The 19395-nt window shown below is 39.4% G+C and carries 18 protein-coding genes; 1 reads left to right on the top strand and 17 read right to left on the bottom strand.

Annotated elements, in window-relative coordinates; genetic code table 11:
• Positions 1 to 31: 31 nt before the first annotated feature.
• The 7 genes from pstB to PF327_RS03145 form a co-directional block, all read right to left on the bottom strand.
• Complete coding sequence (gene pstB, locus PF327_RS03115) at positions 32 to 823, bottom strand: phosphate ABC transporter ATP-binding protein PstB (protein ID WP_289401280.1); 792 nt, start codon at positions 821 to 823, stop codon at positions 32 to 34.
• A 21-nt stretch (positions 824 to 844) separates the two neighbouring features.
• Positions 845 to 1654, bottom strand: coding sequence for a phosphate ABC transporter permease PstA (gene pstA, locus PF327_RS03120; protein WP_289401281.1), 810 nt, complete (start codon positions 1652 to 1654; stop codon positions 845 to 847).
• A 13-nt stretch (positions 1655 to 1667) separates the two neighbouring features.
• Positions 1668 to 2522: a phosphate ABC transporter permease subunit PstC gene (gene pstC, locus PF327_RS03125; protein ID WP_248575891.1), complete on the bottom strand. Its 855-nt coding sequence runs from the start codon at positions 2520 to 2522 to the stop codon at positions 1668 to 1670.
• A gap of 168 nt (positions 2523 to 2690) precedes the next feature.
• Positions 2691 to 3692: a phosphate ABC transporter substrate-binding protein PstS gene (gene pstS / locus PF327_RS03130; protein ID WP_289401283.1), complete on the bottom strand. Its 1002-nt coding sequence runs from the start codon at positions 3690 to 3692 to the stop codon at positions 2691 to 2693.
• Positions 3693 to 3792: 100 nt separating this feature from the next.
• The gene (olsF, locus tag PF327_RS03135) at positions 3793 to 5508 is read right to left on the bottom strand and encodes a bifunctional ornithine lipid synthase OlsF (protein ID WP_289401284.1); all 1716 of its coding nucleotides are present in this window, start codon (positions 5506 to 5508) and stop codon (positions 3793 to 3795) included.
• Positions 5508 to 5717, bottom strand: a complete 210-nt coding sequence (locus PF327_RS03140; RefSeq protein WP_289401285.1) for a hypothetical protein — start codon at positions 5715 to 5717, stop codon at positions 5508 to 5510. Before PF327_RS03140 ends, olsF begins: the two co-directional genes overlap by 1 nt.
• 126 nt (positions 5718 to 5843) lie before the next feature.
• Positions 5844 to 6533, bottom strand: coding sequence for a response regulator transcription factor (locus PF327_RS03145; protein WP_289401286.1), 690 nt, complete (start codon positions 6531 to 6533; stop codon positions 5844 to 5846).
• A gap of 226 nt (positions 6534 to 6759) precedes the next feature.
• On the opposite strand from PF327_RS03145, the gene PF327_RS03150 reads away from it, so the two are divergent.
• Entirely contained in the window at positions 6760 to 7071 is a 312-nt protein-coding gene (locus tag PF327_RS03150) for a phosphate-starvation-inducible PsiE family protein (protein ID WP_289401287.1), read from the top strand.
• Here the strand turns inward: PF327_RS03150 and PF327_RS03155 are convergent.
• From PF327_RS03155 to PF327_RS03200, 10 genes are all read right to left on the bottom strand, one after another.
• The gene (locus tag PF327_RS03155; protein WP_289401288.1) at positions 7068 to 7751 is read right to left on the bottom strand and encodes a response regulator transcription factor; all 684 of its coding nucleotides are present in this window, start codon (positions 7749 to 7751) and stop codon (positions 7068 to 7070) included. The two genes, PF327_RS03150 and PF327_RS03155, sit on opposite strands and share 4 nt — an antisense overlap.
• Before the next feature lie 146 nt (positions 7752 to 7897).
• Positions 7898 to 9439: an inorganic phosphate transporter gene (locus tag PF327_RS03160; protein ID WP_289401289.1), complete on the bottom strand. Its 1542-nt coding sequence runs from the start codon at positions 9437 to 9439 to the stop codon at positions 7898 to 7900.
• Between the two features lie 167 nt (positions 9440 to 9606).
• Positions 9607 to 10758 (bottom strand): putative porin, encoded by a 1152-nt coding sequence (locus PF327_RS03165; protein WP_289401290.1) that lies wholly within the window; start codon positions 10756 to 10758, stop codon positions 9607 to 9609.
• Positions 10759 to 10867: 109 nt separating this feature from the next.
• Positions 10868 to 14044: a carboxypeptidase regulatory-like domain-containing protein gene (locus PF327_RS03170; protein WP_289401292.1), complete on the bottom strand. Its 3177-nt coding sequence runs from the start codon at positions 14042 to 14044 to the stop codon at positions 10868 to 10870.
• On the bottom strand, positions 14045 to 15328 hold the full coding sequence (locus tag PF327_RS03175; protein WP_289401293.1) for a tetratricopeptide repeat protein: 1284 nt from the start codon (positions 15326 to 15328) through the stop codon (positions 14045 to 14047).
• Positions 15329 to 15337: 9 nt separating this feature from the next.
• Positions 15338 to 15976 carry an energy transducer TonB gene (locus PF327_RS03180; RefSeq protein ID WP_289401294.1) on the bottom strand — a complete coding sequence of 213 codons (639 nt, stop codon included), beginning with the start codon at positions 15974 to 15976 and terminating at the stop codon, positions 15338 to 15340.
• A 6-nt stretch (positions 15977 to 15982) separates the two neighbouring features.
• The gene (locus tag PF327_RS03185) at positions 15983 to 16387 is read right to left on the bottom strand and encodes an ExbD/TolR family protein (protein WP_289401295.1); all 405 of its coding nucleotides are present in this window, start codon (positions 16385 to 16387) and stop codon (positions 15983 to 15985) included.
• Entirely contained in the window at positions 16384 to 17019 is a 636-nt protein-coding gene (locus tag PF327_RS03190; protein ID WP_289401296.1) for a MotA/TolQ/ExbB proton channel family protein, read from the bottom strand. The genes PF327_RS03185 and PF327_RS03190 overlap by 4 nt, the downstream gene beginning before the upstream one ends.
• Entirely contained in the window at positions 17000 to 18334 is a 1335-nt protein-coding gene (locus tag PF327_RS03195; protein WP_289401297.1) for a MotA/TolQ/ExbB proton channel family protein, read from the bottom strand. Before PF327_RS03195 ends, PF327_RS03190 begins: the two co-directional genes overlap by 20 nt.
• The gene (locus PF327_RS03200; RefSeq protein WP_289401299.1) at positions 18334 to 19101 is read right to left on the bottom strand and encodes a DUF3450 family protein; all 768 of its coding nucleotides are present in this window, start codon (positions 19099 to 19101) and stop codon (positions 18334 to 18336) included. Before PF327_RS03200 ends, PF327_RS03195 begins: the two co-directional genes overlap by 1 nt.
• Between the last annotated feature and the right edge of the window lie 294 nt (positions 19102 to 19395).

The raw sequence follows: 19395 nt of genomic DNA on the forward strand, positions 1-19395 counted from the left end.
TCTCGTAAAAGTTTGCCTCTGGCAAATAGATTTATCCAAATCTACCTGTGATGTAATCTTCTGTCAACTTCTGTGAAGGATTCAAAAAGATCTTATCCGTTTTGTCATACTCTATTAGATCGCCCAGGTACATAAACGCAGTATAATCACTCAAGCGACTGGCTTGCTGCATGTTATGTGTCACGATCACCACAGAGACATCTTTTTTCAGTTCCGCGATCAACTCTTCAATCGCTCCTGTTGAGATCGGGTCAAGTGCCGAGGTTGGTTCATCAAAAAGTAAGACCTCCGGCTTGAGTGCCACAGCTCTGGCGATACAAAGTCTTTGCTGCTGTCCTCCACTGAGCCCAAGTGCACTTTTGTTCAATCTGTCTTTTGTTTCGTTCCAAATAGCAGCATCTTTCAATGCTTTTTCTACACGTTCCTCTATTTCAACTTTATCTTTAACCCCTGCAAGTTTCAACCCATAAGCAACATTATCAAAGATACTCATAGGAAACGGTGTAGGTTTTTGAAAGATCATTCCTACCTGTTGACGTAACTTGATGAAATCATTCTCTTTTTTAAGATCCAGAATATTCTGTTTTTCATCATGACTACTATAAAGGTTAATCTCACCTTCATACTGGTTTCCAGGATAGAGATCATGGATACGGTTCATCGCACGCAAAAGTGTGGATTTACCACAACCACTGGGGCCGATCATCGCTGTAATTTTATTTTTTTCTATAGGGAGGTTGATCTTCTTTAATGAAGGTGCATCCACACCGGCATAGGTAAAATAAAAATCTTTAATATCCATTATAATGTTATTTTCTGCCATATTATTTTCTGACCTTTTCTATTATTTTTTATTTCTTGTTATATATCGACCAAGCAGATTGATACATAATACAACCATTGTAAGCACAAAAGATGCTGCCCATGCCAACTCTCTACTTTGCTCATCGGGATAGGTTGCAAGGTTGTAGATACTTACCGTGAGAGAGGGAAACTGCTCTGTGAGGTCCATGGTAAAGAACTGGTTATTCGCTGACGTAAAGAGCAATGGTGCAGTCTCGCCGATGATACGTGCAAATGAGAGTAGAACACCCGTTGTAATACCTACTTTCGCTGCCTTGATGACTATCTGCAAGATGATCTTATGTTTGCTTCCTCCCAAGGCAATACCCGCTTCTCTAAGTTCTTTAGGTACCAGTGCCAGCATATTATCTGTGGTACTGATGATAATAGGTATCATCATAATAGCCAGTGCAACGATACCTGCCCAACCGTTATACCCACCAAAAGGATCCACAAACAAGGCAAAAACAAATACACCGATCACGATCGATGGTGCTGACATCATCACATCACTTAAATTTCTTATAACAGAAGCAAGCTTGCCGTTGTTACTATACTCCCTAAGATAGATACCTGCCATCATACCAAGCGGCACAGCCAAAGCACTTGCCATAAGTGCCATGGTAAACTGTCCTACCAGAAGGTTTCTTATTCCTCCACCGACAAGGTCATTGGTAAAGGTCTCAAAATGTAAACTTGTAATACCTTTATAACTCAAGGTCACAAGTATCCAAAATAAAAATCCTATACCTATCAGTGCTGACAGCGAAGATAGAATTAAAATAATTTTATTGAGTATGAGTCTATTCATGATACTGCCTTTTTCATACTGTTTTTCTTCCTAGAAAATAGAACTTGGCCACAGAGATAATGGCAAAACTGACGACAAATAAAATTAGTGCAAGGTAATACATACTGCTCATCTCAAGATCTTGTGCCTCTGCAAAATTATTTGCAAGTAATACAGGAATCGAAGTCGTAGGATCCGTCACTCTGCTTGGAATGCTCATCACTGAACCGATAAGGAATGCCACTGCCATCGTCTCACCCAATGCACGTCCAAGTGCCAGGATAATAGACCCGATGATCCCTCCCTTGGCATAAGGCATGACCACATCCTTGATCACTTCAAACTTGGTAGCACCCATCGCATAGGCTGATTCTTTGAGCACTGACGGTGCGGTATTCATCGCATCTCTGGTGATCGCTGCCATAAAAGGAATGATCATGATCGCCAACACGATACCCGCGGTCAATAACCCTACACCGTTCCCTCCCACCGTTGCCTGTACGATAGGGGCAAAGTAAAAAAGTCCCCACATTCCATAAATAATGCTTGGAATAGCTGCCAGTAACTCGATGGCTATCGAGACAGGCTTTACCAGTTTTTCAGTCGCAATTTCTGTTAGAAAGATTGCAATTCCCATCGCCAATGGTGTCGCAATCGCCATAGCGATCAGTGTACTGAGTAAAGTACCTATGATAGGTACATACCCGCCAAAGATACCGCCTTCATCATCTTCATCCGCTTCCCACGTTTCATTGTATAAGAAATCAAAGCCAAATTCGTGCAATGCATCTTGTGCATAAGAAAATAGTACCGCAAAGATCCCTACCAAGATAAAAAAGGAGAGTGTCGCAGAGAAAAAAGAGAAATTCTTAAAGAGTTTACCACTCATGTAACGCCTTCATAATTAATTGGGAGGATTGTAATAAAAGTTGGTTACATTTTAGTTACAAATCACATTCTTTCTAGGATAAATATATTCAAGGAGTGAGAAAATCAGTGTGATTTGTGAAGAGGCTCTCCAAATGGAGAGCCTGGGGTGTGTAGTGTTTAAAACGTTTTATTTAATTTTTTTAGCTTCCCAATACTTTCTGATCTGATCTTTAGTGGATGCAGGAAGTGGCACATAACCAAGATCTGTTGCTGCTTTATCCCCATTCGTATATGCCCAGTCGATAAATGCCGTTACTTGTTTATTTGTTTCCATTTTTTCTTCCGGAAGCAAGATAAATGTAGCTGCTACGATAGGGTACGAAGTAGCACCTGCCGGGTCACCGATCACCGCATAAAAATCATTGTCAGCCGTCCAGCTTGCATATTTGGCTGCATCTTGGAAAGATTGTAACGTTGGATTGATATATTGACCTTCTTTGTTTTCGATCTGTGCTGCGGCCAATCCTAATTTTTCTTTATATGAGTACTCAATATACCCGATAGAGTTTTTGATCTGCTGGATATTTGCTGATACACCTGAGTTTGATTTACCTGCAACCACTTTTGCTGCTTTCCAAGTAGGTTTTTTGCTTACTTTGATCTTTTCATCCAATTTGTTCAAGAAGTATGTAAAGTTAAAGGTTGTACCTGACTTGTCAGCTCTTACTGCTACTGTGATAGGCTCATGTGGCAATTTTAAACCGGCATTTTGTGCCATGATCGCTTCATCATCCCAGTGTGTAATGCTTCCACTAAAGATACCTGCGATCGCTGCACGGCTTAGTTTAAGTTCTCCATCTTTTATACCATCGATGTTATACGCTAGAACCACTGAACCCACGACTGTAGGGAACATATAAAGTTTATCTTTTTTAAGCGCTTTTGGCTTAAGCGGTTTATCTGAACCAGCAAAATCAACCATTCTTTTAGTAATGGATTTGACACCGTCACCAGAACCTGTTGGTGTATAATTCACTTGATTTTTTGTTGCAGCATAATACTCTGCTGTCCAAGCCTTATATATAGGCCCAGGGAATGATGCCCCTCTACCTTTAAGTTCATCAGCATTGACTGCTGAGAGTGCTACTGAAGCTGCCACTGCTGCCGTAAGAATTTTTTTCAATGTCATGGTTTGTTTCCTTGAGAAATAAATTGTCCTCTTTGTCCATCAGACTTGGGATTGGACGAAGTATAAAACAACTTGGAAACATTTTGGTTACAGAATGTAATCAATTGGAAAAATATCGCTTTCGTTTTGTCTCTTTGAGTAACTTTAGGTCTGTGATGATAAAACCATCTATACAATGGTTAAAATCTTTGTCATATCCAAAATCCAAGAATTGTACACCACCCTCTTCACAAAGCTCAGAATACTGTTTGAACAGTGTAGGTACCGTATATCCCATAAATCCTAACTCTTCTTTGAGTGTTCTCATATCCGCTTTGTAGTCCACGCCGGTAAATACATTCTTACAATGCTCCTCTACCCATTTTGATGGGATATACGGTACTTTATGTTGTACCAATGTCTCTTTTGAAGCAAAATATGTTTGATAAAAGTAGATCATCATCCCTCGTGCCTTTTGGTTAAAGGTATCACTTAAACTCACCGCACCAAAAAGATACTGTATGTCAGGACGGCTTTTTATATACGCCCCTATACCCTGCCAAAGATAGTCTAATGCTCTGGAGTTCCAGTATTTTGGCTGTACAAAACTTCTTCCAAGTTCTACACCTTTTTCCAGATAAGGTTCAAACTTCCGATCAAATTTAAATAGTGTATTGGTATAAAGTCCCTCCATGTCAAAATCATGGATGATCTCTTTACATATCCCCAGGCGATAGGCACCTGCTATCTCCAGTGCTTCATCATCCCATATGATCAAATGCTTGTAGTAAAAGTCATAGCCGTCTATGTCACGTTTTTTACCGCTTCCTTCCCCTACATGACGAAAACTTATCTCACGCAATCTTCCTATCTCTTTAATAACACAGTTCTCTATTTCGGATTCATAGATGATAATACTTTTACCATCCATTGTTTTCCCTAAAGGTATACCATTTTTAAGTTCTGCTTTCAGTTCACTACGTGCTTCTGGCACAGATATCTCATTATAGGTTGCAAATATCGGTTTATGATTTTTTGATACTTTATAGAAGTGTTTTCTTAGAAGCTTCACTGTCTCTTTTCGTGAGATATTTGGTACATTATAGGCATCAAAAGGGATCGTTTTCCCTATAGTAAATTCGATATTTTTCCCTTTTGCTTTAAACATCTCATGCGGCAATGTTGCCGTTGCCAAAGAACGATTCAGCATGGAAAGTAGATAAAAATTGTTAGAATTCTTCGCTCTGATGTAAATAGGAAGGATAGGTGCCTGCATCTTGGACGCGATCTTTAAAAATCCGCTTTTCCATGGTGTGTCTTTGATTCCATTGGGCTTTGCTCGGCTTACTTCTCCCGAAGGAAATATGATCACTGCCTGTTCTGCTTTCAATGCATCATATATATTTTTAACGGTCTCTTTGTCCATTTTCCCATTGATATTGTCTACCGGGATAAGAATATCTCTGAGGTTATCAAACTGCGACAAAAAAGAGTTTGCAACGATCTTGATATCTTTTCGCACATTTTTAACTAGATGCAGCAATGCCATAGCATCGAGTGCACCCAATGGATGGTTGGCTATGATAACCGTACGTCCATAAGTGGGGATACGCGTCAGCTCATTGGTCTTCAACCCGATAGAGATATCAAAATAATCAATGATCGCTTCTACATAAGAAAAGGTATCCTTATGGGCATTCATCGCTATGAAGGTATTGATCTCATTTTCGTGAAACAACTTTTTCATTCCACTGAACAATAGTTTTTTTGCTATATTTGGGAAAGTCTCAATTTCGGGATAATGGTGCACCATATAATTTTCTACACTGATTTGCATTAGGCTATCCTATAAGTATGATTGATGACATCAACAAGATGACGATGTACAGCTTTGACTTTCGTATGTGCATGAAAAAGTGCTTCAACCACTTCCCACTCTTCATAGATAGTACTGATAGCCTCTTCTTCATCTAACGAAAAAGTTTTTGCAACTCTTTTAGCAAGTTTTGCTATCTGTTTGTCCGATATTAAGATTTCATCTTTCATAGATCTCTCCATTAACCTTATATAATATAATAAGATAAAGTGATAACATATTTATAACAAGTGCATCTACATGGAGAGGTATTTGAAGAGTATCATCATACAATAATGGGAAGGGCATACCCTGTATTACTGGAACTTATATCCAATCCCTCTTACAGGGACAATATACTCTTTATCTTCATGGGGATCGATCTTTTTCTTCAAACGGTTGATCGTCACATTGACAGTACGCTTTTGGATATCTTCATTCTCATTCCATATATTCTGAATCAGATATTCTCTTCCAAGGGCTTTATTTTTATTTTTGATGAACAGGCTAAGGAGTTCAAACTCTAACTTAGTCAGTTCTATCTCCTGACTGTCTATATATGTCTTACGCGTATTAAAATCCATGATAATGTCTCTAGCTGTTAATCTCTCATGTTCTATCGCATTGGTACGTCTAAGGATCGCTTTGACACGATAGAGCAGCTCTTTCATGTTAAATGGTTTTCGTAAGTAATCATCTCCTCCCCGCAAGAAGCCCTCTTCTATCTCCTCATCCCTATCCTTTGCAGAAACGAACATGACAGGTATGGTTACACCTTTATCCCGAAGATAACTCACAAATTCACTTCCTTCCACCCGGGGAAGTGTACGGTCTACAAGCATCAGATCTATATTCTCTTGTTCCAGTATAGACTCCACACCTTTGGTAGAAGTAGCCCCGATGACCTTATACCCCTCTTTGAGAAGATGAAACGTTTCTAATTCAAGTAAATCTTCATTGTCTTCAATACTTAAAATTGTTGCCGTAGGATCGATTGCTTTTACCATGAACAAACCTTTTTGATCTCTATTAATCTTTATATGTCTCAAAGTACATATTATTCATGAAGGCATAGTATAAAAAAGTGGTTTCATTTTGGTAACATTTTCTATCCTAATGTACCCCCCCCTTTTTTTTATATGGTTATCAATCTGTTATCCATTGCTTCTACAATTTTATATGCATTTTATAAAAAAGAATTACGAATTACTGCTTGCATCTATGATATTTTTGATGATAATTGCTTTACACTATCCATTTTACAAAGCGATCATTCTTATGCTGGAGTTCATTGTGATCATAGAAGTGGTCAAAATGATTTCCGAGTTCATAAAAAAGAAAAGATTACGAATGAGGTATGTGATCGATGTGTTTATTATCTTTTTGACGCGGGAGGTGATCATATTGACAACACACCCAGACAAAGATCACCAAGAGATACTCTTTTTACTTTTAGTGATCTTTGTCTTTTTTCTCTTTAGAATTTTAGCCGTACAGTTTTCACCTGCACACTCCAAAAGGAAAAAATCACAGACAAAATTTTAGAGCAATTTATATCCAACACCCCAAACAGGAGCAAAATACTCTTTCACTCCTTCTGGATCGATCTTCTTTTTGAGTCTGTTCATTGCTACATTGATGGTTTTATCATGAAAGTTTGCACTGTCATCACCCCAAACTTCATCCCGTAAAAAATCTCTATCCAAAGGCTGATTTGGATTCTTGACAAAGGTATGGAGCAGTTTAAATTCCAAGTTGGTCAACTCTATGCGCTGATCCTCTATGAAAAGTTCACGTTTCTGCAGATCCAATATGAGGTCTCTGTATTTCACTTTATCCCCAGATGTAGCACCACTACGCTTCAATAGTGCGGCTATTCTTAAAAGGAGTTCTTTACTGCTGAAGGGCTTTGTCATATAATCATCGCCTCCAGAGTGGAACCCTTCTTCCAAGTCACTCTCTTTGTCTCTTGCCGTCAGGAAGAGTACTGGTATATCATACCCCAGGTCCCGTATTTTCGAGACAAATTCACTGCCTTCTACACCAGGAAGATTTCTATCTACGATCATAAGGGCAGGATTTTCTTCTTCTAGGAACTGTTCTACGTTTTCCGTAGAGAGGAACCCTGTAACAGTGTATCCTTCTTTCTCAAGATGATACTCAAGAAGTTCTAAAATATCTGGTTCGTCTTCAATGACGATGATTTCTATATCTCTGTTTTGCATCCTATAGCATAGTATATCTTGATAACAATTTGATTACAAAAAAGCGAGAAAAAGAGAGGTTTTTAGGAGGATAACGCAGGTATTTCTACCCACGTCAAAACGATACATACTTTGTGTAAAAGCTGATACGGTACAGCAAATTTTTCTTAGCTCGCTACACCTTTAAGTATGAAGAAAATAATAGCAGAAAGCCCTGCTGCTGCCGGTACAGTTATGACCCATGCCGCTACGATCTTTTTCACCATACCACGCTTCACATAATTTTCACGCAATGAACGCTTCAAGCTTTTTACTTTTTTCTTTTGCACTTTCACCGCTTCAATTAATTCGACTTGTCTTTTATAATCCCCTGCCGCTTTCAATTCTGCAAGTTCCGCTTTCAGTGCATTGTGCTGTTCTACTTCTGCATGAAGTTTCTCTTGCTTGACACTCATATCTTTACTGTCAAGCCACTCTCTAAGAAAACCTACACCAAATACTGCACCTACTGCAATATGCGTTGAAGATACAGGAAGTCCAAGCTGAGAAGCGATAACCACTGTGATCGCCGCTGCCATCATAATAGAAAAGGCTCTCATTTGATCAAGTTCAGTAATCTCAGACCCTACTGTTCTGATAAGTCTTGGTCCAAAAAGTGCAAGACCTACAGAGATACCCACACCACCAACAACCATCACCCATAAAGGGATCGCTGCTTTTTCAGAAACTGCAAGTGTGGTCAGTGCATCATTGACTGCAGCCAAAGGACCTACAGCATTGGCAACGTCATTTGCACCATGTGCAAAACTTAAAAGTGCCGCTGCAAAAATAAGAGGAATGGTAAAAAGCATATTGACCGCTTCTCTAGTATTCTCCAAACCAACCACTTTTTTTGCTACGCGAGGCTTAACGATCAAGAATGTGATCACTCCTCCGATCACACCTAAAATCAATGCCACAGAAAAAGGTGGTTTCTTGGTTTGAGGTAAGAAACTCAACAATTCTGTGATCGTTCCCCAGATATGTTTAAACCCTTTAAGCGTCAAATAGGTAACAAAGGCTGCTGACATGATAGCAACAAGAGCAGGTACTACCTTTTTTGCTGCAGTTAATCTATCTTCCTTATAAATGATCTGTGATTTGATCACATAGAGGAAAATAGCTGCGATCACTCCACCCAGTACAGGTGAGATCACCCATGAAGCAGCGATCTTACCCATGGTTCCCCAAGACACGATAGCAAACCCACCTGCTGCTATACCACCTCCAAGAACACCACCCACGATAGAGTGTGTAGTTGAAACTGGTGCTTTAAGCCATGTTGCGAGATTCAGCCATAGTGCTGCGGCAAGCAGTGCCGCTGACATACCATAGACAAAAAGCATAGGGTCATTTCCAAAGGCATCTGGAGAGATGATCCCTTTTTTGATGGTACCTACCACATCACCACCTGCGATCAGTGCACCACCTGCTTCAAAAATAGAAGCGATAAAAACAGCTCCACCTATGGTCAATGCACCAGAACCTACTGCAGGCCCTACGTTATTGGCAACATCATTCGCACCAATGTTCATCGCCATATAGGCACCAAATACAGCTGCCAGTACTAAAAAGCCTCCGTGTGTTACTTGTCCCATGACGCTATTTGCATAAAATGCTACGGCTACAGCAAAGCCCGCACCCAGTATCATCTTTAATGTATTGTTCATCTACATTCCTTCATATCTATATTAATCGTGGAAGTATAGTAGAAAAGTATTACAATTTTGTTACCAAAATGTAACCAAATAAATGTGAATAAAAAGTGGGGGGGAGATTAAAGGAGTCAAGATGGGCAGTCTATGCCCATCTTTAGGAGTTTACATGATATCTTGGACTAGAATGTAATAATCGCGTCTAACTGCACACGCTCGTAGTCTGCATCTGCAGGATCACCCACTTTGCTTCCATAGAGTGTATTGATGAAATAAGTAGCGGCAAGATATGTGTTTTTGCCAAATTTATATTTTGTTCTGATAGCATGACCTTTAGCAGCCGTACCACCACCGAAGTTATCTGAGTCAGAGTGTGCACCAAATACCGCATCTTCTTGGATATCAGTATAAGAGTATTTTAACTGCCAATCACCAACTTCTTTAGCTTTACCGAGTTGAAATGCCAAATCGTATCCAAAGTTATTATCATCTGCAGCTGTGTTATATGCAACACCGGCAGCAATTGCAAATGGTTTACCAAGTACATCTTTGAACTTGAGTTCTCCAAATCCTTCAATAATATGATAATTATTTGCATACACGTCACCTACTAAAGTGTTACCCATATCTTTACCGTAAAGAGGCGTATTTCCTTTTAACCCATCATAATAGTAGATACCAGCACCTAGATTCAGTGTTGAACTCGCTAACTTTGTTTTTTGTACATATTGTGCTAGAAAAAGGTTAACATCGTCTGTAGTATCAGGAACATTTTCCGCATAACTTGGTTGGTTAATACCTGCAGTGATAATCTTTGTATCGTCTTGGTACTGATAGTTCACCCCATTCATTGAAAGATCGTTATCCCAAACAAGCTGTGATTTAATAGGTCTATACATCATATAAGGCGATCTACCTACTTTCCAAGTAGAGTTACCAGATGTATAATCAAGAGCTAAAGCAAAGAATCTAAGCGACGGGAAAAAGTAGTCTGACAGACCTTCAGTAGGCTTATTTGCCTCAGCAAAAGTTTGGTTACCTGAAGTTGGGTTACCAAAACCACTTCTCATACCAACTTCAAATTGAAGATGATCTGTAATATCAATATGTGCGCCTAGTCTTAAACGATATCGACCAAGATAAGCATTTTTTTCACTGCCATCATAATAGTCAGTCTCTTTACTCTCATATCTTAATCTCAAATCACCCTTAAAGTGAACTCTATCCATAAAGTTTTTTTCAGCTACTTGAGTTGCGTCTTTCACTTCTTCTATTCGTTCAATTGGGTGGGTAATGTCCGATTCAGCCATTGCTACTGTCGCTAGGACGGCCATTGATAGTACAATTTTTTTCATTTTGTTTGTTCCTTGTTTTATGAATTGCGGAAGTATAAAACAAATTGGTTACAAATTGATTACTATATGGTTACAAGTATCAAAGCCTTTAGAATTTAGCAGATATTTTCAAACTCAAAGTTCTTCCATTCTTGAATTTTCTTGTTATACCATCCCCTTGTCTCCACACAACTTCTTCGTCTAATAGGTTTCCTGCTTTAAGCCTCGTTTCAAAATCATATCCATAGTTGAATTTTTCTATCCACACAAAATCCAAAAGTGTTGCAGGTGCCTCATACTGATCTAACTCTTTGTTTGGCCCATCGATCACACCAACCTTACGAATACGCTCTGCCATATGATTTAAATTCAAAAGAGCCGATCTATTGTCATTTTCATACCCAAAGGTAAAATTCACAACATATGGGGATAACCCTTGGAGATCTCTGGTATCCGATGTAAAAGTTTCTTTTTGCTCTTCCGTTAAAGAGACTTCAGAATAATTATAAGAGAAATTACCCGAAAAATAATAGTTAGACCATTTCGGGTTGATAAAATCCAAGTTTTTTCTTCCATCAATTTCAAAACCATACAATGTTGCAGAATCAGTATTGTCAAAAGAATAAATAGGTAATGATGTGGATGGCCTCATTACATCTTCTATTGGTTTATCCATATACTTATAAAAAAGTCCTAGTTTCACATTTTCATTTTCTGAGAAAAAATGACTGTATTTTAGATCAAAATTATAAATAATTGTATTCACAAGCTCAGTATTTCCTACTATCGTAGCAACATCAAACGGATGAAAATACTCACCTTCAGTAAACTCTCTCATATCTGGCATGATATAGGTTTTTGATGCTGCAAGATCAAAGATATTGTTGTCATCATGTTTATACTTAATACTTAGTGAAGGAAAATAATCATCAACTTTGAGTGTCTGAGGCACTAAGATAACATTATTTCTTTGTGAAAAATCAGGGTTAGATTTATCCAGTTTAAATTGATCTATCTTCTGCTCTAGATTTACATATCTAAGTCCCCATACCATTTCAACATCCTCACGAGGTCTGCTCATCCATGAAATATAAGGACTGGTTTCATCCACATACCCATTAAAAGAATCCTCTGCCTTAAAAAGTGTGGCAATCTGAAATAATCTATAATCATAGGGATAATCAGGTATGACATAATTACTATAAATTGTATCTATATCTGAGAACAGTTCACGATCGGTCACTGCTAGATTATTCGTCTTGTCAAGATAATACTTTCTTTGTCTAGAGATTCTCTCCTTAGATGAAATATTGATTCCATACTCAATATATTCGTCAGGATTAAAAATTTCAATCTCATGTTTATTCTTAAGATACAAAGCATCCAATGTATCATCAGAGGTTACACGGTTTGCCAAATGGTTACTCTGAGTGTTATCGTTAAATGTCACATCTCCTTCTGTGATATAGATATACTGATAGTTGTTTGGCTGATAGAATTCAGCTGTACTTCTTTGCAACCCAAAATTAAAATTAGAGTCCATATCAAGGAGCTTATAATCAAAATCCCCACTGATTTGATCCACATTCATTTCTCTCTGTTCCCAGTTCAAATTATAATATGTCATATGCGAATAGTTTGATCCGATAATACCATCCGTCACCCTTGTGGTTTTTACAGCATTATTCGTATAGAGTTTTGTATATTTCAGCGTCAATACATCCAGATAATTATATCCAATGTTCAGCATACCGCCATGAGAAATATCCATGGTGGTCTGATCTATGGTACCATATTTGGTAGGTTCAGGTATTTGATTTCCATCAGCATCATAGTCATAACCAAAGAACTCCTCAGGTCTATAGACCCTATCCTGAGAATAAGAATAATTACCATAAATTGTTAGATGATGGTCCTCATTAATATCAAATTTTTTAGCCCCTTCAATAGATCCTCCAAACCCAGGTAACAATGTTGATTCATATACATTATAAAAACGATTAATATACATTCTAGTATATGCTGACAATTCTTCCGGAGTAAAGTCCCTTGTAGTAAAAGTAGGTGTTCTCTCACCTACTTTTACCTCGGTAGCATCCAAAATAGCTTGAGGAATACTTCTAAAACTATAGTCATATCCCGTCCAGTCGGAACCTGATCCAAGAGAGTCTACTGTTGCTTCTCCCGTATAATTATTGAGCTTTCCTTCTAACGATATTTTGATAAAGTCTTCATCAAACTTCTCTTTGGTTCTGATATCTATATACCCCCCACCAAAACTACTTGGTATATCGGCAGAGGCACTCTTTTGCACTTTCATGGAACCGATGACCGACGAAGGGAAAATATCTAAAGGAACCGTTCTTTTCAATGGGTTAGGTGACGGTAACGGTAATGAGTTTAACTCTACATTTGAATATCTTTCCCCTAAACCTCTTACATAAATATTTCTACCATCCACCAAGGTAACACCCGTGACCCTTTTCAGTGCTGCAGCCGCATCTGAGTCCCCTTTTTTCGATAACTCTTCCGAACCAAGTATGTTCGCAACTGCATTGATATTCTTCTCTTCAGCCATGATATCTTCGATACTACCTTCGATCTTCGGTGCAAGGACGACAAACTCTTCCAGCTCCATACTTGCCGGGGTTAACTTTACTGTTCTTGAAGTGGTACCATCTTTTTTAACCACTATTCCTCCGATCGTCTGTGCACTATATGCTGAATGTACGACAGAGATGCTTAACGTTTTTCCTGAAGGTACTTTGGCAGAAAAACGGCCATTCGCATCTGTTCTCACATCTACCGCCGTACCTCTGACAAAGACTCTAGCACCAGAGATCGGTGTATTGCCTTCTGAAGAGACCACCTGACCTCTAAGTGTTCCTTCTCCTGTGACTTTTTCTTCTTTTCTCTCGAGAGATTTTGCTACAGCAACAGGCATATCTATATCGATGCTGTCTGCCCCGCTTTTAGAGAGTGTAGCTATCATTTCGGTATCTCTTCCTTCTTTGATCGAAACAGGTTTTTTAAAATACCCCAGGTTTTCGCCTGCAGTATTTTTACCAAAAATTTCTATCTGGTGTCTGCCCGCGATAAGCGCTATCTTAACCACACCATCCTTATCTGTCTTGAAAACCTTTTTACCATCCACCTTTATTTCATTATTAGGCAGGGGTTTCCCCTCACTAAAAAGCAATACCGAAAGCGTACCCTCTTTTAATTCACTGGCCACTACTGCCAATGGTAGGATCATTAAAAGCAATAATTGCACTAATTTCTTCATCTATATACACTCCAGACTGTTACTTCTACATTTTTCGATATTTTTACGGATCACCGTTGATTTAGAGAAGAGTTCATCATCTTCAATCTTTTTAAGATGTGCTTCTGCACTATCATAATCTTTGACCATATAGTATGCATATGCTAATGCATAGCGCATGTTGTCATTTTGTAAAAGACCATATCTATCCAAAGCATCTTTGATTCCAATGATCTTCTCAAACTCACCTTTACCGATAAAGATCGCTACTTTCTGTTTGGTCTTTTCTTCTTTATCCGTCATCATTGAATTGAGATACAATGCATGTGCAAGCTCTCCATTTCTTCTGTACATCTCTGCGGCTTCTTTAAGATAATTCGGATTATACAAAGAACCCTTCTCAAATAGATCGGCAGTGACATGAGGCATATCTTTTTGGTTATAGTAGTGTCCAAGCAGTATGTATACTTTTGCTGAAGAAGGGAACTTTAGTTTTGCCTCTTCAAGCACTTTGATCGCCTCCTCTGATTCACCCCCACTTTGAAGCATCTGCGCTAGAGAGATATACTCCTGTGCATTTGCCGGTAGCTTCTTCATATAGGCTTTTGCTGCAGCAATCGAAGCTTGATAGAGCTTTAACTCCGCAAAATAGTAAAACTTCTGTTTCAACAACATTGCATCGTCAGGGAAAAGCTTTGCCCCTCTGCTCAGTGCATCGATCGCAGCACCTTTTTGATCAGCCTTCCAGTAACACTCTGCTCTAAGTGTAAACAGGGAGGCACGGGCACGTCCTTTTTCTCCTGCTGCATCGAGTGCATGTACCGCATTGATATACTGTTCCGCCTTATAATATGCCTGAGACAGATAGATATAGATCTCTTCTATCTGCTCTTTTCTTAATTTTTCCGGATCAAATGCAGGTTTTTTTACTACAGATGCTTCTTCTTTCTTCTTTGAAGAGAAAGCACTGAAGAGATACTCTCTTTTAGGCTTCTCTTCTACAGGTGGCGTATAAGACTTTTGTTGAGTTGCGATAATCGCTTTTTTAAATGCACTGATAGAGGAGTCGTAATTCTCATTTTTCAAAAAGATCAATCCTCTCATATTATGGTATTTATCCCACTCGATCTTTGTATGAGAATCTTTTGCCATCTGTAGCTCTTCAAGCGCCTTGTCGTACTTTCCATCATAATACATAATGGTCGCGATCTCCATATGATTGATCGTCTGCGCTTCAGGCTCTCGTGCCTGAAGTGTCACAACAGAGAAAAGAACACATGATAATGTAATAATTTTTTTCAACATCTTTTAACCTTAATTAAAATCAAAGCGGACTTTCTGTTTCGCCCACACTTTGACCGGATTGCCTTTATATTTTGCCGGAGCAAAACGCCAGCTTCTTACACCTCTCAGCGCTGCCTGGTCAAATACACCTGCAGGACTGGAAGCGATCACTTTTGCCAGTTCAACACTTCCGTCTTTACCGATAAGCAGGTTCACGATCACATACCCTTTGATATGTTTTTTCGCTGCTGCAGCCGGATACTCCAATGGAGCACGTGCAATCACTCTCGGCTTGCTGTCCACTGTACCTTCACTCATCGCTGCATCTGCTGCCATATCACCTAAAAGGCTACTACCGTCACCTATGATATCTCCTGTAGCAAATTCAGGGATGTTCATAGCAATTCCACCAAGCATCGCCCCTAGATCTGGTAACGGTGCTTTTGGCTGTGCTTTAGGTTTTGGTTTGGGTTTGGGTTTTGGCTTCTCCATTTTTGGCGGCTGCTTTGCCATCTTCATATAACGCATAGGGTCCTTGACTTTTTTCTCTTTCTTTTCGACCTTTGCATTAAATGAAACTACAAGCCCCATCATCAAAAGAGCACCAATACCCATGGACCATAAGGCATATGATTTGGCACGATCTCTATTAAACTGTTTATTGGCCATAATAGGTTATCCCATCTCTTTTGATGTGGACACAGCTACATCTTTTGCCCCTGACATACGACACTCATCCACTACATCGATCAATGTCTCTACCGGGATCGTATCATCAGAGATGACCAGTACGGACTTTTCTGTCGAGGTACGTAATAGATCTCTTAACTTGCTCTGTATCGCCCATAATTGCACTGGCTGATTGTCAATGTAAACCTGGGAGGTATTGTCAATATACACACGTACCACTTTCGCATCTGACTTACTTGCACTCGCGGCAGATGGACGTTCAAGATCCAGTTTCATATCTTTGACAAACGTAGTGGTTACCATAAAAAAGATCAATAGGATAAAAACCATATCGATCAATGGAGATACGTCTACATTGTCTACTTCTTGTTTCTTTGGTCTAATTCTCATTCTGCATCCTTCGTGGATATAATATCTGTGATCTGTTCAAATTCAAGTTCATAACGTTCTGCCTTTCTGTCAAGCACACGTCCTATAATCAGTCCAGGGACGGCAACGACCAATCCAAGCTCAGTGGTAAAAAGTGCTTTGGAGATACCTCCGGATATGCTTGCACCCTGAGCGAACATAGAACTGCTTTGCAGGGCATCGAATGTCTCGATCATCCCCATAACAGTTCCAAGTAAACCTACCAGTGGTGCAAGTACAACGATCGTCCTGATCATGATTCTATAGCTGTTTACATCGCTATAGTACGGCAACAATACCCCGCTAATATGTTTTCTCATATTGGCCCCTATTTCTTTGGCCTCTTGTGCAGCTTGCAATGCATCAGCTACGGCATAATCAAGCATGCCTCTCATAGCCTGTGCTTCACCTCTTTTTTCATGTTTATTGATCAAACGGCGAACATTCCCTTTGGTCCCTCTATTAAGAATAAAATAACGATATCCCAAACCATACCAGAGAAAGAAATTGAGTATAAAAAGCACCCACATGACCACTCCTCCGGTATTCATAAGCTCAACAAATCTGCCGATTAACTCAAATGGTGAAAGCATCTTAGCCTCTATACTTCTCATAAAGGTTTACTATGTGCAATGCTTTTTGCTCCATAGAGTCCTTAATACTCTGTGCCCAGCCAGAAAGGAGGTTTCCGATCAACAAAAGCGGGATCGCTACGATAAGACCTTGCATGGTTGTCACAAGTGCTGCAGAGATACCGCCTGAAAGCAATTTAGGGTCACCTGTACCAAACTCTGTGATCACTTCAAATGTTTCGATCATTCCTGTTACCGTACCCAAAAGTCCCATCAATGGCGCAACCGCTGCGATGACCAGTACAAAACTACCAAACTTGTCGATCTGTGTACTTTCATTAAGGATGTTTTCCATAATGACATCTTCAACGTGTTCTCTATTTTTATCAATATTTCTAAGCGTAGACTTGATCACTCTTGCTGTAGATCCTTCAAAGCCTTTGATTGCATCCAGTGCTTCATCCTTTTTGCCACTCTCAACTTTTTCTACCACGATCTGCGTAATATCTTGCACATTCGTACTTGCTCTCATCAAGTTGATCACCCTTAATCCTAAAAGAACCAGACCAAAGAGTCCTAGTGCAAAGATAATGTACCCGATGATACCACCGTCTTCCATCGTATCTACAAATGTTTTCTCTGTCACGTAATCAACCTCTTTATCAAGGTTTTCATAGGCAAAGATATCAATTGTCTCAGTCTTCTCTTTAGCGAACATTGCCTTGGCATCATCAGATGAACCTACAGCATTCCAAAGTTTATAGTTACCATCACCTGCTGGGGCAAGTGCTCCGGCTGCTTCTTTAGCGATACCGTATGCAGCAATATTTCCTACTTTTACGATATCACCTTGGACCTTTTTCCCATCTGGCAGATAGAACGCACCTTTTTCATTTCTCAAAGAAGAGAGCTCACTATAGAGTGTTATAGATCTGCCAAATGCTTGCTTGATCTTCTCTACATCATTGGTTGTATTAACATCAGCGATTTTCACCCCATAAGGTTCAAGTGCCAAACGCGCCTGGTTGACCACATTACCTGTAAGCCCTCCATTATCTTCTTTCTCCGCTAACATTTTAGAAAGTTTTTCTAGTTTTTCACTGCTTACTTTTGTCTTTTCTGATACTTCAAGCAGTTGTGCCTGAAGTGCCTCTACCTTCTCTTTAGACGCTTGAAGTTCATTGGCCTGTTGTACTGTATCTATTTCAAGTCTCTTTTCCAGTTCTGCTTTTTGTGCTTTAAGGAATGCATACTCTTTCTGGTACGCTCTTTCAAGTTCCCCTGCCTGGAGAGATACCGAAAGTGAAACAAATGTCACGATTGTGAAAAATAGTTTAGTGATTGATAATGCCTTCATTAGTTAACTCCTCTGAGTAATAGTGCGTTGGGCAAGGTAAAGTACCCTGTACGGATCTGTTTTTGCAATGCATCAAAAAGATCAATGATCTGATCACGTTCAGTACTGTCTTTTGTCACTACATAACTGTATGTATTTCCCTCTTGTTTCACATACCCGATCCTCTCATCCGGTGTTGCAAAATACATCATGACTGAGCCCACTTTGGCGATCTTTGCCATAGTGGCTTTCCCATCAAGCATGATCTCTTGTTTGAACTGCCCGATCTCTTTTGTCAAACGCAATGCATCATCATAGCTTGCCCATGTCAAGGCAAGTGCTTTCTCTTGAGAAATCGTTCCATTTTTAAGATCATCTTTGATCTGATGAAGCGCAGCTACTCTCTCTTCCACTTTGAAAGGGATACCACTTTTGATCTCTTTTTCGAGGGCAATCAGTGCGTCATTGACAATAGGCTTAAGATCTACCGTAGCACTTCCCATCGTTTCTAGCTTTTTTTCTGTTTTTGCAATATTTTGTTGCGTAAGCTTTAATGAAGTTTCTTGTCTGTTGATCTGTGCTTCACTATCAGAGGTTTGAAGTGCATAAGACTTCATCTGCGCTTTGTATGCTTCTTTATTATCATCGATTTGTGTATAGAGAGATTCTACTTGTGATCTGAGCTCCATGATCGATTGAACCATGCTGTCATCCTTTGCCGCATGAAGCATCGTACCCGAAATAGCTAGAGCTGCTGATATAGAGATCAGTCTTGTCATTTTTCCCATTTTTTTTCCTTATGTATCATTAAAAAATCGGTATGGATTTTAATTTGTGGAATAGTGCCTAAAATTCATAACAGAATGGAAACAAAACTTCCATGTGGATGTGATGTATGTTTTGTTATGCATAAGTGGCGAGACAAGGAATCCCTGTCTCACATCAATTTTTACTTATATGTAATTGTATTTCCTGCTGCTCCACCATCATCAAATGCAACTTCGAGTGCGGCTGCTGATGTACCGGTAAAGTCTAAGCCAGTCCCTGTAGTCATTGCGACATTTTCAAATGAAGTAGTTGCT

The sequence above is a fragment of the Sulfurovum xiamenensis genome (genome assembly GCF_030347995.1).
In the GTDB taxonomy this organism is placed as follows: domain Bacteria; phylum Campylobacterota; class Campylobacteria; order Campylobacterales; family Sulfurovaceae; genus Sulfurovum; species Sulfurovum xiamenensis.